At 52.3% G+C, this 16,576-nt stretch carries 16 protein-coding genes; all 16 read left to right on the top strand.

Annotation, left to right across the window (positions count from 1 at the left end):
• Window positions 1–7 precede the first annotated feature (7 nt).
• The 16 genes from LQ901_RS04315 (at window position 8) to LQ901_RS04385 (ending at window position 16,022) form a co-directional block, all read left to right on the top strand.
• Window positions 8–1,225 (top strand): phage major capsid protein, encoded by a 1,218-nt coding sequence (locus LQ901_RS04315; protein WP_152136965.1) that lies wholly within the window; start codon window positions 8–10, stop codon window positions 1,223–1,225.
• 50 nt (window positions 1,226–1,275) lie between these two features.
• Window positions 1,276–1,482, top strand: coding sequence for a hypothetical protein (locus tag LQ901_RS04320; protein WP_152136966.1), 207 nt, complete (start codon window positions 1,276–1,278; stop codon window positions 1,480–1,482).
• Window positions 1,483–1,496: 14 nt separating this feature from the next.
• Window positions 1,497–1,805 (top strand): head-tail connector protein, encoded by a 309-nt coding sequence (locus LQ901_RS04325; RefSeq protein WP_152136967.1) that lies wholly within the window; start codon window positions 1,497–1,499, stop codon window positions 1,803–1,805.
• The gene (locus LQ901_RS16870) at window positions 1,802–2,146 is read left to right on the top strand and encodes a phage head closure protein (protein WP_152136968.1); all 345 of its coding nucleotides are present in this window, start codon (window positions 1,802–1,804) and stop codon (window positions 2,144–2,146) included. Before LQ901_RS04325 ends, LQ901_RS16870 begins: the two co-directional genes overlap by 4 nt.
• The gene (locus LQ901_RS04330; protein ID WP_152105550.1) at window positions 2,127–2,549 is read left to right on the top strand and encodes an HK97-gp10 family putative phage morphogenesis protein; all 423 of its coding nucleotides are present in this window, start codon (window positions 2,127–2,129) and stop codon (window positions 2,547–2,549) included. The genes LQ901_RS16870 and LQ901_RS04330 overlap by 20 nt, the downstream gene beginning before the upstream one ends.
• 9 nt (window positions 2,550–2,558) lie before the next feature.
• Window positions 2,559–2,930, top strand: a complete 372-nt coding sequence (locus tag LQ901_RS04335) for a hypothetical protein (RefSeq protein ID WP_039046540.1) — start codon at window positions 2,559–2,561, stop codon at window positions 2,928–2,930.
• Between the two features lie 2 nt (window positions 2,931–2,932).
• A complete protein-coding gene (locus tag LQ901_RS04340) occupies window positions 2,933–3,403 on the top strand; it encodes a phage tail protein (protein WP_152136969.1) in 471 nt (156 codons plus the stop codon).
• A 14-nt stretch (window positions 3,404–3,417) separates the two neighbouring features.
• A complete protein-coding gene (locus LQ901_RS04345; protein ID WP_039046538.1) occupies window positions 3,418–3,756 on the top strand; it encodes a hypothetical protein in 339 nt (112 codons plus the stop codon).
• Between the two features lie 17 nt (window positions 3,757–3,773).
• The gene (locus LQ901_RS04350; protein ID WP_152105552.1) at window positions 3,774–4,007 is read left to right on the top strand and encodes a hypothetical protein; all 234 of its coding nucleotides are present in this window, start codon (window positions 3,774–3,776) and stop codon (window positions 4,005–4,007) included.
• A 2-nt stretch (window positions 4,008–4,009) separates the two neighbouring features.
• On the top strand, window positions 4,010–7,576 hold the full coding sequence (locus tag LQ901_RS04355; protein WP_233671989.1) for a phage tail tape measure protein: 3,567 nt from the start codon (window positions 4,010–4,012) through the stop codon (window positions 7,574–7,576).
• Window positions 7,577–7,616: 40 nt separating this feature from the next.
• Window positions 7,617–7,952 (top strand): phage tail protein, encoded by a 336-nt coding sequence (locus tag LQ901_RS04360; protein ID WP_230402597.1) that lies wholly within the window; start codon window positions 7,617–7,619, stop codon window positions 7,950–7,952.
• Window positions 7,949–8,653: a phage minor tail protein L gene (locus LQ901_RS04365; RefSeq protein WP_230405905.1), complete on the top strand. Its 705-nt coding sequence runs from the start codon at window positions 7,949–7,951 to the stop codon at window positions 8,651–8,653. Before LQ901_RS04360 ends, LQ901_RS04365 begins: the two co-directional genes overlap by 4 nt.
• A 7-nt stretch (window positions 8,654–8,660) precedes the next feature.
• Window positions 8,661–9,392 (top strand): C40 family peptidase, encoded by a 732-nt coding sequence (locus LQ901_RS04370; RefSeq protein WP_152136310.1) that lies wholly within the window; start codon window positions 8,661–8,663, stop codon window positions 9,390–9,392.
• The gene (locus LQ901_RS04375; protein ID WP_152117520.1) at window positions 9,329–9,892 is read left to right on the top strand and encodes a tail assembly protein; all 564 of its coding nucleotides are present in this window, start codon (window positions 9,329–9,331) and stop codon (window positions 9,890–9,892) included. Before LQ901_RS04370 ends, LQ901_RS04375 begins: the two co-directional genes overlap by 64 nt.
• 4 nt (window positions 9,893–9,896) lie before the next feature.
• Window positions 9,897–13,466: a phage tail protein gene (locus LQ901_RS04380; protein WP_152136309.1), complete on the top strand. Its 3,570-nt coding sequence runs from the start codon at window positions 9,897–9,899 to the stop codon at window positions 13,464–13,466.
• A gap of 99 nt (window positions 13,467–13,565) precedes the next feature.
• On the top strand, window positions 13,566–16,022 hold the full coding sequence (locus tag LQ901_RS04385) for a prophage tail fiber N-terminal domain-containing protein (protein WP_233671990.1): 2,457 nt from the start codon (window positions 13,566–13,568) through the stop codon (window positions 16,020–16,022).
• Window positions 16,023–16,576 lie beyond the last annotated feature (554 nt).

Here is a 16,576-nt window from a genome sequence, read left to right on the forward strand (position 1 = left end):
AGAGCTTATGTCTGAAGTAAATGAAATCCTGAAGAAAGTCACCGCCAGCATTGAAGAGGCGTCCTCTAAGTTCAATGCCAAAGCAGAAGAAGCATTGAGCGAGGCCAAGAAACACGGCCAGCTGTCGGCACAAACCAAAGAAGCTGTCGATAAGATGGCTGTCGAACTCAATGCCTTGAAAGAGGCCGAAAAGACGCTGAAAGCCTCATTGGGTGAGCTGGAGCAGCATGTTGTCAATATGCCTCTGGCGAATGCCAAGCAGGTGGTTGAGTCGGTCGGCCACCAAGTCATTTCAGCGGAGGCGATGAAAGCGTTCGCCAGTGCGGCTGAAGGCGGTAAGCGCCTCAGTATCCCCGTTAAATCAGCGCTGACTTCCAGCGGCGTCGCGGAAGGTGTTGTTGAACCGCATCGCTTACCGGGGATTGATGTTGCACCTAAACAACGCCTGTTTATCCGTGATCTGATTGCGCCTGGGCGTACTGGCTCTCCTGCGGTGTTCTGGGTGCAGCAGACCGGCTTTACCAATAACGCGGCCGTGGTACCGGAAAATACCACCAAGCCGTACAGCGGTATCGAGTTCAACACCAAAATCACACCGGTGACCACCATCGCCCACATGTTCAAGGCATCCAAACAGATCTTGGATGACTTTGCCCAGCTGCAGTCCACGATTGATGCCGAAATGCGTTATGGCCTGAAGTACGTGGAAGAGCAGGAGATTTTGTTCGGTGACGGCTCTGGCGCTCACCTACACGGCATCATCCCGCAAGCGACGGCCTATAAAGCCGAGTTTGAAGTGGCTGAGCAAAACGGCATTGATGATCTGCGTTTGGCGATGTTGCAGGCACAGCTGGCTCGCTTCCCTGCATCCGGACACGTTTTGCACTTTATCGACTGGGCCAAGATTGAGCTGATCAAAGATTCGTTAGGCCGTTACATCCTAGCAAATCCAGCCTCTTTAGTTGGGCCAACGCTTTGGGGGTTGCCGGTGGTCGCTACGGAAGCGGCGGCGTTTAAAGGCAAATTCCTGACCGGTGCATTCAATGCCGGCGCTCAGCTGTTTGACCGCGAAGAGTCCAATGTGGTGATCAGTACCGAGAACGCGGATGACTTCGAGAAAAACATGATTTCTATCCGTTGTGAGGAGCGTTTGGCGTTGGCGGTGAAGCGCCCAGAGTCCTTTATCTACGGCTCTTTTACCGTACCGGTGCCTGCGTCTAAGTAACCCTTTAGTGTTTCAAGGGCGGACGTGTGCCGCCCAATCAGGATGTGATTATGGCCAAGATGAAAGCCTGTCGACCCATTTTGGTGGGGCGCAACGTCGTGTGTGAAGGCGACGAGTTTGAAACGGATGAGCAGCATGCCCGAGAGCTGGTGGCCAAAGGCTATGCGGAGATGCTGTCTGGTGACGTATTGGATGCAGTGACTGATACCGATGCGCCGGCTGATGCTGCTGCAGCGCCTCGTAAAGGCCGCAAATAATTCAGGAGGTGTGCATGCTGGATTTAGCACTTGTGAAGCAGCACTGCCGAATAGAGCCAGACTTTTTGGAGGACGATAACCTACTCAATACCTATATCCGCGCTGCAGTGCGTTTTGTTGAAGGGCAGACCGACCGCAAGCTGTATGCCAGTGACGCCGAAGAGGGGTTTGCTCGCGATGAGGATGCGCTGTTGCTGGATGCGGATATCACTGCCGCCATGTTACTGATGATCGGGTATTGGTATGCCAACCGCGAAGCTGATCCCGTCTTGCCACAGACCGCCGAGGCGCTACTGCAACCTTATCGGGCATATGGCCTATGAAACCATTAAAAGCTGGTGACCTCCGGTATCGCGTGGTGATTCAGCGCAAGCAATCCGGTCGGGATCCAACGGGCGCACCGTTACCAGCCACATGGCGTGACGTGGGGCGTGCGTGGTGCGATATCCGCTTTATCAGCTCCTCTTCTGTTATCGCTACGGCGCAAGACAAAACGGTCTCTGTATATCTCCTGACATTACGCAAGCGGAGTGACGTGAGCATCGGTGACCGAGTCCTGAGTGGCGGTACCACATATCACGTACTCAGCATTGATAACAGCATGCCTGACAGGATGCTGCTGAGGACTCAGACGGACGTAATTGATGATCAATATTCAGATTGAAGGGCTGTCAGCGCTTAGCGAGGCGCTGGATGAGTTAGGCAAGGATGTGGCTAACCGAGTGTTGGCGCGTGCCGGCCGGAAAGCCATGCAACCGGTACGAGAAGCCATGCGCCAATCTGCCGGTTATGACCTGTCGAATCACGGCCAGCATTTACGAGACACCATCAAGATCCGCTCTATTCGAGAAGGTTCGGAACGGGTTTTGAGGGTTGGACCGGCGATGAAGGCTCCCCATTATATTAAGGCGCGGGCACAGGAGTATGGGACATCCAAGCAGATGGCCAAACCGTTTATCCGTCCTGCGTTAGATAACAATATCCAGCGAGTTGAGGCGACATTACGTGAAGAGCTGGGCGCGGGGATAGCGCGGGCACAGCGGCGTATCGCAGCAAAAAACAAATAGGGAGGACGTATGCTTGATATTCATCTGAAAAATGATGCCGAGCGACTGACAGGCTTGCCGGTTTATCCCTTACAACGGCCTGATGATGTGAATGAGTGCATCGTGTATCAGGTGGTCAGTGATTTTAAACCGGATACTGGGCTCGCCGGTGTCTCTCTCATAACCCAACGTTACCAATTCAAAATCATCTCACCTTCTCGAGTAAAAACCATTGAGACCGAAAAGATCCTACTGCAGGCATGGGAGGGGTTGGCACACGACAAGATTGATGGTTACCCGGTGCAATTTATTGCGCGTGGCGGATTTACCGAGGATTTCGATTCTCAGGATGCGGTGTGGTGTCGAAGCCGCGACTTTATTGTGACTCATAACGAGGTGTAGGCATGAGCGTAAAAAAATCATCTCAGTATGCCATGTTGCCGGCAGGTACCAAGGTGTCTTGGGGGACTGACGTGGCAGAGGATTCTGCCCTTAAACCACTCCCGAACTGTACCGCAGTCGGTAAGCAAGGGGCCGTGGGTGGCTTTGTTGATTGCACCACATTGCTGGATACCCAAGACCAAGCGATTGCAGATCTGCCGAAGGGACCGGAGAAAGAGTTCGGGTTTATTGATAATCCAGGTGATGCGGATTTTCAGGCATTTTTGGATGCGGCGACGGCGCGACAAACGGTGAAAATCAAAATTGAGATGCCGAATGGCCGTATCTCGACCAGTCTGATTTCCCTTGCCGGTTGGGAGATGGCCGAAATTCAGGCACCAGCGAATAAGGTGATCAGCATTCTGGTCAAAGGTAAGCAAAACGATATTCAGTGGAGCCTGAAAAGCGCAGCTCCATCATCAACCAAAGCCTGATTTAAGGGGAACTCATGAGCATTAAAACCCTGCTGTTAGCCGACAACCCTGTGGTAAAGGCCGTTACGCTGTTTGGTGGCAGCATGACAGCGCGAGCGGTGTCGGTGGCACAACAGCTGGACTACATCACGGTGGTCACCAATGACAACACAACCGAAAAAGAAAAGGCCCTTGCCGCTGCCGAACTGGTGCTGCGTTCGTTATGCAAGCCGGATGGCTCAGCCTATCCGGCGGATGAATTGCCAACGGCGGAAGAACTGTTGGCCAGCCGCTCCAATGCTGAACTGATTGATGCCGTAAACACGCTGCATCGCATGAGTAATGGCTCGCTGGAGGAGGCTGAAAAAAACTAAGGCGCTGTCCCCAGCTGATGACGTTGTACGCGCTGGCTGACAGATTCAGCCAGCCAGACGTTCGTCTTATCGCTCAGCTCCCGCCGGCTATCCTCACACATTGGCTGGCGTACTTACGGATCTCCTCGGCAGACCAAGTGGCAGGCTCTGAGCCGCCCTCCATTCCAACACCCACAATGCCGGATGACACCTTTTTGCAGGCGTCCACACTGGATGCTCAGTGTGCGGCAGTGGCCAGCATCATGAGTTGACTATGTCTGATATTGCCAGTTTATCGGTGGCACTGCGCCTCAATGCTGCGACCTATCAGCGGGATATGGCCGACGCATTTCAAAATACCGAGCGTAGGGTGAAATTGACCCACGCGACCATTGATGGTGCGGCCAAGGAGTCGGAGGCGTGCTATGCCCGGCTGCGGGACAGCATTCTGGATGTTTCAAAATCGTATGCCGGCATGCTGGTGGCCGGCGTTACGCTTGACCGCGTCATTAGCGATACGCGCAGTTACACCAAATCGTTATCTGACTTGTCGGCGATCACGGGGGCGACCGGTGAGCAGCTGGCATTTCTGGATAAGCAATCACGCCTGATAGGGCAGACCACTACGCTCTCAGCCTCTCAAGCGGCCGAGGCGTTTAAGCTGATGGCATCGGCCAAGCCCGATTTGCTTGAGTCCAATGAAGCACTGACCAAAACCACCAAAAGCGCGGTCACACTGGCAGAAGCGGCGGGTATGACGTTGCCGGATGCGACTAAGGCTTTGGCGTTATCGTTGAACCAATACAGCGCGGGTGCCGAGCAGGCAGACCGTTATATCAACGTATTGGCGGCCGGTGCTAAGTATGGCTCATCAGAGATTCAGGAAACCACCGAAGCCATCAAAGGTGGTGGTGTTGCAGCTGCACAAGCGGGCGTGCAGTTTGAAGAGTTGAACGCGGCAATTCAAACTCTGGCCAAGTCTGAAATCAAAGGCGGTGAGGCAGGTACTGCGCTGCGTAACATCCTGCTGATTTTAGATACCGCAACAGACCGAAACCTGCGGCCATCGGTCGTGGGGTTATCCGGCGCCTTAGACAATCTGGCGAAAAAGAATCTGGGTACGGCCCAGATGGTACAGATGTTTGGGCGAGAAAATATTACTGCCGCTTCTGTGTTACTTAAGAATAAGGAGTTGCTAAAAGAGCTGACGGGCCAGTTAACCGGCACCACAACGGCTTATGATCAAGCGTCCACCCGCACCAATAATCTCGAAGGGGATATTCTTTCTCTGAGCTCGGCGGTAGAGGCGTTATCGCTCAGTATTGGCACTCGGCTCAATGGCGCGATGCGCGGCGGCGTGCAAGGCGTGACTGAGTCGGTTAACACGTTGAACGCTAACTTTGACAGCATTGCTGATTCAGCAGAGCAAGTGGCGCTGCCGGCGTTGAGCTTGCTGGTTCATCAGGGACTGGTTCGAGTAACCAAGAGCTCTCGCGATGCGTGGCAGGCGGGTAGTGAGCTGGTGGCTAAGAACGTGGAGTCGGCGGCGAGTTTTAAGGAAAAGTCTGCTGCTGCAGTGATGAGCAGTGAGCGTCTGCGCGCGCAAGCGGTGGCAGAGCGACAAGCTGCTCAGGCGGTGCAAAGTAATCTTGCGTCTCAGTTGGCCGCAGCGCAATCGGAGAAAACCCGAACCGCTATTCGTGCGCAGATGGCGGCGCAGTCTGGCGTCATTCGGACTGCTCTGTATGCCGAAAAGCAGGCCATTGACGCACACACAGCAGCCTTGATCCGCAATGAAGCTGGCACATTGGCGCTGCAGCAAGCGCAGCGACAAGCAACGGTAACGGGGCGGATATTTGCCTCCACACTGAATGCCAGTAAATCAGCGTTGGCGTTTGTTGGTGGTCCGGTTGGCTTGTTAACCGGCGCTCTGATGGCCGGAGCTGCCGCGTGGTATTCCTATTCGGAAAAGACGCGCCAAGCGAACCAAGACCTGATTGATTTTGCCGGCAGTGCTGAGGTGGCTGTCGATAAGATCAGAAAGATGAATGATATCGAGCTGGGCGCGGCGGCAGCAAAACTTCGCCAGGCTATTCAGATTCAGACTCGTGAAGCAAAAGAGGCCGCCCAAGAGGTTGAGCGTCAACAGCAAGCGATACAGCGAGCCAAAGGGCTGACTGAGTCTCCGGAGTTGCAGCAGATGTATGCTGACCGGCTTGCGGTTCTGAAAGAGAAACTGGCGAAGGCCAATCAGCAGTTATCGCAATCTGAGTCCACGCTGCAGATGATCACCGCACAGCAGACGCAAGGTTTGGCGGATAACTTTGTTGCGTTGGATAAAAACAATCAGCAAACCGGTATTGCTGCGCGTTTGCAAGCCAAGGTCAATGAAGTCATCAAAACCGGTAATGGCCTTCTGCAGCAGCGTATCTCACTGGTTAATTCACCGGTTATGGCGCTATCGGCCGGCGCCGAAGAAACCTTGGCCAAGCTGCAGCGGGAAGCTGAACTGCTCAAAATGACGGACAAGCAGCGCTACGTTGCACAATGGACGGACAAACTCACTGACGCCACGCCGCGTGAAATCCAACTGATAAAGCAAAGTGCGGAAGCGGTCTTTGACCAGCAAGAGGCGATTAAAGCCAGCAACAAGGCCAAACAGGAAAGTATCCGTTTATCGAAAAGCTCGGCCAAAGAAGCGCAGGAGGAAATTAAGCGGATCCGCGAGGAATCCATGAGCCGAGTGGCTCAAATTGCCGACCATGAGCAAACACTGCTGCGTAAGATTCAAAGTTACGAGGCGGCCAAGCTAATCAGCACCAAACAGACCGAAAGTTTACGAACACTGATTCAAGAGAACGCCGCTCGTGAACGGTTGGCGCTGGTGAGCAAATATTCCCCTGTGGCCGCTATCCGTCGTGACCAAGCGGAGGCTCTGAAGGAAATCAAGGAGCTGCAAAAAGCCGGCGCGATGTCGGCACAGGAGTCTCAAGATGCTGTCGCGAGAGCTCGAGTGGAGGCGATGCGCCGTTTAGCGCAGGAGCAATCAGCCTTTGCTGTCAGCGCCTTGGATGCCCTGCAAGGTGAGTTTGACCCGCTGAAGGCGTTACAAAATGAGCTTTCTAAAAAGAAAGCCCTGTATGACGCCTATTACCGTGATGGGGTGATGTCGAAGCAGCAATACCAGTATCAAATGCTGCAGATGTCGGAACAAGGTGCTGCACAGGAGCTGGAGATTCAGCAGTCCATGTTTAAGTCGCAGTCAGCATGGCATGCGGCATCACTCAATGCCATCAATGCGGTTGCTGATAGAACGGCTAACTCGCTAACCGGACTAATTATGGGAACGCAAAGCTTGGCGGATGTGATGCGTAGTGCCTCAGCCACTATTTTGCAGACCATGATTCAGACGCTGGTGGAGGTGACGGTAAAGGCATGGGTTGCTCGTAGTGCAATGTCGTTCTTCGGCTTTGGTGGTGGCATCGGAGCAGCAACTACTCCTGGGCTAGGAGACTTGGTACCGGATATACCGTCTTTTGCCGGCATGTTTGATTCTGGCGGGTACATTCCAAGCGGTAGTTTTGGTATCGCTGGGGAGATGGGGCCAGAGTTTGTCATGGGGCCGGCTCAGATTGTTAGTCGGCGAGATACGGCCCAGATGCTAGGCGGTGGCCAGCGTACGGTACAGATCACGTTGCACAACACGTTTCAAACGTCCGGAGAAGGAGGCTTGCAGGCGCAGTTGTCATCTTGGTCGGAGACCATGAAGCAACAGATGTATGAGATTGCCCAGATGGCCATGGTCGATGAGAGCAGGCCGGGTGGAATACTGACTCAATGAGCCTCGAGTAACTAGCGGGGCTTTTTTTATGGAGGCAGAAGTGGCGTTACATACTTTTGGCTGGGCACCGCGCTCGGCTATGGAAGCTAACCACGAACCACGTGTTAGTGCCGTGAAGTTTGGTGATGGCTATGAACAGCGCAGTCCGGACGGGATTAATCACCGGCTAGCCAAATATCGAGTGGAGTTTCGAGGCACGAAGGACCGCATCACGGCCATACATAATTTCCTGTTTGACCATGGCGCCGTACGGGCATTTTTGTGGACGCCGCCAGATGCATGGCTGCAAGGGCGATATGTATGCCGCAAGTGGTCACGCAAAAGCTACAACACGTATGCCGAAATTAGTGCGGAATTTGATGAGGTGGTGGTGTGAGAGAAATCAGCAGTGCCATGATTTTCGAAACGGCGCGCATCGAACAAGATGCGTTGCTGGTGCTGTATGACGTAGACATGACAGCCTTTGGTGGTGATGTTTACCGTTTTTACGCCGGTATGACCGAACTGCGCCAGCCTATCGTGTGGCGTGGGCAAACCTATGTGGCCTTTCCGGTTTCGGCCTCGGGGTTTGAAGGCAATGCTAAAGGGACCAGTAATCGACCGAAGCTCACGTTGGCGAATGTGGGTGGCCTTCTTACCGGCCTGAACGCTGAGTTCGATGATTTGGTCGGCGCGGTAGTGACTCGTCGCCAAGTGTATGCCCGTTTTCTGGATGCCGTGAATTTCCCGCAAGGAAATGCGAACGCGGATCCGACACAAGAAGTGGTTCTGCGCTTCGAGATAGAGCGCATGATTGAGCAGAGCCGCGAGACCGTTTCTTATGAGTTGGCATTACCTTGTGAGACTGATGGAGCAATCATCCCATGCCGACCCATTCTGGCCGACATCTGCCCCATTGAGTACCGCTCGTCTGACTGTGGGTATACCGGCGGACCGGTTGCTGACATCAAAGATAACCCCACCTCAGATCCGGCCTGCGACCGCTGCGGTAAGCGGTTAAGCAGCTGCAAGCTCCGGTTTGGCGCTCACAACCCTCTGCCGTTTGGCGGCTTTCCATCGGCAGCAAAATTCAGGTAAATCCATCATGGCTCAACAGCAGATATTGGCTCATGCCTTGGCATGTGAGCCACAGGAGTCGTGCGGCTTTTTGCTTAGTGATGGCCGTTACTATCCCTGTGAAAACGTGGCCGCAGATCCACTCAGTACCTTTGAGATAGCCCCACAAGCATGGATTGATGCCGAGCAGCATGGACAAAGCGTGGTAGCCCTTGTGCACAGTCATCCAGAGGGGTTGCCCTGTCTGAGTAGTGCTGACCGGCACATGCAATTACAGATGGGGATCCCATGGATAATCGTGTGTGAAGGGCAATGCCATGAATACTTGCCGGTTCCTGCATTGGCAGGCCGTGTTTTTTCCCATGGTTCAATGGATTGCTACACGCTGATGCGCGATGCCTATCACCTGTGCGGGATCCGTTTGCCCGAGTTCGAGCGAGCGGATAATTGGTGGCATACCGGCGCCGAGTTGTACTTGGACAATATGGTCGATGCCGGTTTCTATCAGGTACCGGTAGAAAAGGCCGAGCCTGGGGATATATTCCTTATCCACCTCGGTAGCACGGCTGCCAATCATGCTGCTGTCTATCTGGGTAATCAGATGATCTTGCATCACCCACCTAACCATTTTAGCCGCCGCGATCCCTTTGGTGGATTCTGGGCGCGTTACCTTCATAGCGTTTGGAGACATAAACAATGGCCATCGTTCGGTTATACGGCGATTTACAACGATTTGGTCGCCGCTTTGATTTATCCGTAACCACAGCCGCTGAAGCTGTGCAGTGCCTGACTTGGCAAATCTCCCATCTACGTACGCATATCCAAAACGGTCGGTACCGGCTGCGCATCAATCGCAATGACATTGGCGAGCAAGACTTGGTGACGAGCATGACCAGCCCGTTGCCGGCAGATGCGGTAATTCACATTGTGCCGGTGGTAAGTGGTGCTAAGAACGGCTGGTTTCAAACCATTCTCGGTACCGCGCTGCTGGCGGTTTCTTTCTTTACGCCGTTTTCGTTTATCTCTGCCGGTGTCTATGCCGCGATGGGGACGATCGGTGCCTCGATGGCGCTGGGCGGTGTGGCCTCATTGCTGACTAAAACGCCGACATTACAGAGCCGCAGTACCGATAACGGCAAAGAAAACACCTACTTTTCCAATTTGGATAACACCATTGCACAAGGTTCATTTGTCCCGTTGCTGTACGGGGAAATGATGACCGGTAGCAAGGTGCTGTCACAAGGCTTATCAACGGAGTAAAGCGATGGGTAAAGGTGGCGGGAGTCAGCATACTCCATATGAAGAACCGGATAATCTCAAGTCTCGTCAGGTGTTATCGCTGATTGATCTGATTTCCGAAGGTCCCATCGAGGGGCCGGTCGGCGGATTAAAAGGTGTGTTTCTTAACGATACCCCAGTTATCAGTGCATCCGGAGAGGCTAACTTCAGTGGCGTGAATGCCGAGTGGCGCTCCGGTACGCAGACCCAAAGTTACCTATCCGGTTTTCCCGCAGTGGAAAATGAAATCCGCGTTGATGTTGAGATAAAGGCGGGTAAACCGGTGGTCCGGAGTATTACGGATCCGGATATCAACCGCGTACGCGTGACCGTTGGTGTACAGGCGCTTTTGCAGATGGAAGATGACGGTGACATGTATGGCACCACTGTCGAGCTATCTGTTCAGTTACAACCGGCTGGTGGCAGTTGGTTTGAGGCGCAGAAAGTGGTGATCAGTGGTAAAACCCGTAGCACCTATTTGCGCTCGGTGATGCTAGAGAGCTTACCGGCACGACCATTCAATATGCGAGTGGTGCGGTTAACGGCAGACAGTTCTTCATCAAAACTGGAGAATCGTACGCTGTGGTCCAGCTACACCGAAATCATCGACGCCAAACTGACGTACCCAAACACGGCAGTTGTCGGGATGCGATTAGATCCGGAGCAATTTAGTGGTGGTGTTCCGCGTCGAACTTATCTGATGCGCGGCCGACTGGTAAAGGTTCCGGATAACTATGACCCGTACAACCGCACCTATACCGGACTGTGGACGGGGAATTTTAAAGTTGCCTGGACAAATAACCCCGCGTGGATTTTCTATGACTTAGTGACCTGCGAACGAGCGGGCCTTGGGAAGCGGCTAGGAGCATTTGGCGCCGATAAGTTTGCGCTCTACATGATTGGCCGTTATTGCGATGAACGGGTGGATGACGGTTACGGGAATAAAGAACCTCGGATGACCTGTAATGTCTATCTGGCCGATGCGCGCAAAGCCTATGACGTACTCAGTGATTTAGCCTCAGTCTTTCGCGGGATGCCGATTTGGGATGGGTTATCCCTGACCTGCATTCAAGACCGGCCAGCAGATCCGGTATGGATGTACACCGAAGCAAACGTCGTTGATGGGCGTTTTACCTATCAAAGTAGTGCGCGCAAGGCGCGGCACACCGCAGTTCACGTCCAGTATGTCTCTCCGGACAACGGTTGGCAGACGCAGATTGAGTACGTTGCCGATGACGAGGCTATTGCTCGTTATGGGCTGAACGTCCTTGAAGTATCAGCGTTTGGTTGCACGTCTCGCGGCCAAGCGCACCGTACCGGAAAATGGATATTGGAAACCGAACGCCTCGAGCGTCAATCCGTATCCTTCTCGGTTGGCCGTGATGGTCTGAAGCATTTACCCGGTGACATTATCCAAATTGCCGACAGCGGATATGCGGGGATCCGAATTGGCGGACGGATTAAAGCGGTGGTAGGGCAAAACGTTCAGCTCGACCGAGAGGTGGAATTACCGGGAATTGATGGCGGTGCCACAGCGTATCTAACATGGATTGGTGCAGACGCTAAGCCTATCAGGGCTCAAATATTCAGTCAGCCAGCCGCGGACACCGTTGTGCTGGGGAATGTGCCAACTGGTATGTGTGCCGGTGATATCTGGACGCTTTCGCGTGACGATATACGCCCTCGGCTGTTTCGCTGCATCAAAATCACGGAAGAGAAAACAGATACCGCGACACAATTCAAAATCGAGGCAGTACAGCACGAACCGAACAAAGAGGCGGTGGTTGATGCTGGCGCTGTATTTGACCCAAAACCGGACACGATTTTCGGCGGCAAAATCCCACCCGTTGAGCATCTGAAAATTGATGCTTTCCCTTATGGTGATAGCTATCAGATTAAGATGCGTTGGGAAACGCCTAGAGTCATTGAAGGGATTAGTTTTGAAGTGCGGCTGAGTCGTGCGGATAAGCTGCACCTTCGCGACACAACAACCGATCCGGAGTATGTCTGTTACGGCTTACCGCTGGGTGACTATACCGTTTCTATCCGCGGTAAAAATGCAGGAGGCCAGCTAGGTCAAGAGACGGAAAGCACCTTTACGATTGCACCACCAACCGCCCCAACATCCTTATTGCTCAGATCAACCAACTTCAGTGTCACCGCTCGCCCTGTAGTTCAGCCGCCAACTGCACTCGGTACGCAGTATGAGTGGTTTAAAGGCATGAGCCGTGCGGAGGTTGAGGCAATGAGCGACCCGCTTGGCCGCGCCATGATAGTCAACGATCAGGAGTGTGTTCCTGATACTGAATATTGGTATGGCTGCCGTGCGGTGAACGGGGTAGGAAAATCCACCTTGGTGATCGCGAGCATCAAAACCAAGCTTCAGCCTGAGGATATTCTCAACCTGATCGGCCCTGAAATCCCCAAGCTGGACTGGGCGAAAGACTTGTCGCAGATGGTGGAAAAGAACAGTTCAAACATTGTTCTGCTTTCCGATCGGGCAGCCTTAGTCGTCAACAAGGAAGGGCGTGTATCGGGTATTACGGTCACGGCAGAAAGTGAGGCGAGTGCGGTAGATTTTCTGGCTGACTTTGTTTCGTTTACTGACCCAGAGACGCTGCAGCGTAACCTCTATTGGGATAACAGGCGGCGAACGCTGGTGGTGAAAGGGGAGTTGCGGCTGCTGGATGGTACCGCGATATCGAGTAAAAACGATCTGGGGAATGGAGCTGGAGGTGTATTTCGTCTGCGCACCGAAACTGGCGTGTTTCCTTCTGATGCCCAAACCGCCAACGCACTATTTACCTCAGCCTTTAATACGTTGCCCGGTAAGGACACCGTCTTTACGGTGTACGCGCTGGACGGTAACGGCCATATCACGCGCACAGAATCACGGATGTATGACGGCAGAGAGTGGGTGGTACCGAAGCTCTTTATGGACGGTGACCTAATCGCGCTGGGGACAATTAAGGGCGATCGGCTGGTGGCGGGAACAGAAATTTACTCACCGGTCATCAAATCAGGGTTAGTTGAAGCGGCAACGATACGCAGTAACGCCTTTCCGCCTGCATTTGAGCTGCTACCTGATGGCACACTAAATGCTCGTAAGGCGAACATCACCGGTGCAGTAAATGCCACTTCGGGGCTGTTCCAGAATGTCGTGATTGATGAGTCATGTACCGTCAAGCGGCTTAGTGCTGAAAGCATTGTGGGCGATATTGTGCGCTCTTATGCGATGGGAATTGGAACTAATATTCATGTCCCCGCAATGCCATTTAATAGGAATGTGACTTGGCAGATTATTGTTGCATCCGGCACGTATAGCTCATCGGGTACAGCGATATTGAACGGTGCAGGAGTCGGTACAGTGGCTGCTAGCCGATATGTGTATGACATTTGGACTGGGACAGCTGCGGTGGGTATTTTTATACCGACAACCAGCACAGGGATAGCATCTGCAACTATTCCAGCTAATACAGCAGTTAACATCGGCCTTACTGGCTCAATTGGCGAGAGAGGTGCTGTTTCTGCCTTAGCGATCGTAACAAAAGCGTGATGTGGCTGTGCCGTAACTAAACGGCATTATCGCTATCGACGCTGTTGATTTCATATTTATCTCAAGATCAGAAACGCCATCCGTAACTGGGGGGCGTTTTTGTTTTCTTATCAGATAAGAGGGAATTTCATGTACTCGAAAATTCTTATCTCTGGGCGTCTTGTTGAACCGGCCGATGATAAGCCTCGGTCAGGTGTGACGTTGACGCTATACAGCGTAAAAAACAGCAGTGTAGTACTTAAGCATGCGACCTATCGGTGCGTGACTGGTGGCAATGGCGAATACAGTTTTAATGCAGCCCCTGGTATTTATGCTGTAGCGGTGAGTGTGTACGGTGCCGAGCCTGAACGTGTAGGGCAAATTTGCGTTTATTCTGATTCGTTACCCGGTGATTTAAACACATTTCTCATGGCGCCTGCTGAGGATGATCTGACACCAGAGATCATTCGGCTGGTGGACAGTATGCGTAGTGAGGCGGTGAAAGCTGCGGAGTCTGCCAAGCAAAGTGAGCAAGTCACGAGTAAGTTGGCCAGTGATGTAGCAACACATGCCGAACAAGTTGCATCCAATACGGTCGTAGTGGAGCAGAAAACTACGATAGCCACAGATGCGGCGGCAACTGCGGTAGCCGCTAAAGAGCAGGCATCCAAAGATGCTCTAGCTACAGGAAAGGATCGGCAGGTCACTCAGACTAAAGCACAGGAGGCTGCAGCTTCGGCTAATGCTGCTAAAGCAGCGCAAGATAGCATTGTGGAAGATGCTGCCGATGTCAGAGATAAAGCCCTACAGGTTGCAGAAAATACGACCTTAGTGGCTAACAATGCCGCTGCTGTTCAACTCAACACCGAACAGGTGGCTCAAAATACACAAACGGTAACCACCAAGACGCAGCAAGTATCAGAAAACGCGCAGGCCGTAGCGGCCAATACACTGGCTGTTACCCAGATGCGCGATGAGGTTGCGGCTAAAACCAGCATGGCGCAGGGCGCAGCAGATACCGCGACACAGAAAGCCGCATCAGCCGCTGAACATGATGCAGCCGCTGCAGAGTATGCTCGCCAAGCGCAAGAAGCGGCGCAAGCAACCGCAGGTGCATTGATTGATGGCGGTGCCGCTGACTTATCTACTGGTGTATATCCGCAACCGGTGCAAGTAAGTGGCACGGCTCGACCAACCTTCTGGAAGGTTACGAAAGGTGGCACAGTTGGTGGCGTAGATTATGGTGTAGGCGACACGCTTATCTACACGGTAGCGGGGAGTGGTAGCTACTACAAAATTGATAACACCGAGTCTGTCACTAGCGTTCAGGGTGAAAAGGGCGCAGTGACCTTAACGCCAGAAAAGATTGGTGCTGATTCCGCGGGCACTGCAGCAGCTATTGTGCTGCAGCATAGCGAGGCTCCAGATCCGCATTCACAGTACGCTAAAAAAATGGAAGTGGATCCGAAGGGAATTGCATCTGAAAAAGTAAATGAGCACGAGTTAAAGAGTGGGGCTCATCAAATCAGTGGCGTAGCAGGTCTGAGAGATGAGCTTGATAAACTTGCAAGGCCAGTTCTTTCGGTTGAATGGATCCCTAAGCGCGAGGCCATGTGGGATGGCTGTGTTCCTGCTGATGGGCAGTTACTACCACGAACGCTTTATCCTAGCGCGCTTACAGCTATTAAAGCTGGATTGGTTCCTGTTTGTAGTGATGCTGAGTGGCTATCAGATCCAACGAAGCGTGGTTGTTATACGCTAGGAGATGGCCGCACCACGTTCCGACTTCCTGACTATAACGGTAAATTCGAAGATTCAATCGGTGCGCCGGTATTCCGTGGTGACGGTAAGAATGCTCCGGCGAATGGTGAGATTCAGAATGACACTATTCGTAATATCACAGCCCTATGCTCTGCCACCGGAGGAAATGAGCCTAAATTTGGCAGTATGAGCGGCGCCTTCGCTCCCATTTCCACTGTTAATTATTACTCAAAAACAGCAGATACTTTTGGAACTAGTACTAGAGCTGATGGTTTTAGTTTTGATGCTTCGCGTGTAGTTCCCGTAGGCCCAGAAAACCGAATGGTCAACCTTGGTGGTTGTTGGGCTGTCCGACTGTTTGGAGCGGTACAGAACGTTGGGTTTACTGATGCGGCTGCGCTGGCTACGGTTGTTGCGGCGCTAACGTCGCGAATAACAACATTAGAGACAAGAAAATCTACGTGCCTAGTGAATACTGTCGGCACAGGTGCGCCGCATGAAACAGTTGTCTCTCAACTTCCTGCGGCAGTTACCAAAGGATCGAGATATGTACTGCCAAACCCGTTCGGAAATAATGTCCCCGTAGATTGCAAAGCAGAGATTTTTGCAAATGGGAGGTGGGGTGAGACAGGATGGATATATACGCAATCAGGGTACGGCACTAAAGCTCTGTATTCACAGGGAGAGGGGATAGTGATTGTAACGGGGAGTGGCTATGTTTGCGGGGGAGGGAACGATGCAGGGAATAACCTAAATGTTCAGTCTGCGATGACGTCTGCGCCTTGCCGAGTATTTGTACGCAAACTCGAATCATAGATATTGAACAGTCGAAATAAGAGCAATAGCAGTGAGCGTTATCAGTAAATTATAACTAATTGATTTTAAGTATATTTCTGATTTCAGGTTTTGAGGTCGTTACGGACAAAAATTTTGGCTGTTTTTATGCAAAATCACGCCTTAAAGTGAATTTAAATTCATTGATGTGAATAATTCTTTCTCCAAAACTAATTTTTTATCTTTATTAATCAAAAACTTAAAATCACTCGAAATTCTTACTGCATAAGAAAATTCGTCAAATTTCACTTTAAAATCATATAGATAAAAAAGAGGCCAGACACGATTCCTGTATCTGGCCCAGGGGAATGGCTCTTTGCAGAGCCGTGCGCTAACTGATTAAAACAGGAGAACCGTTGCGGTATCCATGCTTCTAAGCGTAGTGGAGATACGTAATAAATCCAGCTATGCATCCGATTTCGCATAAAATTGTCAAAATGCCATATCTGATGCATAGCTAAGCGTTAGCGCGGCATATCCTATTCCTCTGTGTTCCCCCAGTGTGAGCGCTTCTCTAACACTCTGTATTCATCGCT

It is taken from the genome of Plesiomonas sp. PI-19 (assembly GCF_021368255.1).
Lineage (GTDB): Bacteria > Pseudomonadota > Gammaproteobacteria > Enterobacterales > CAMTGL01 > Plesiomonas > Plesiomonas shigelloides.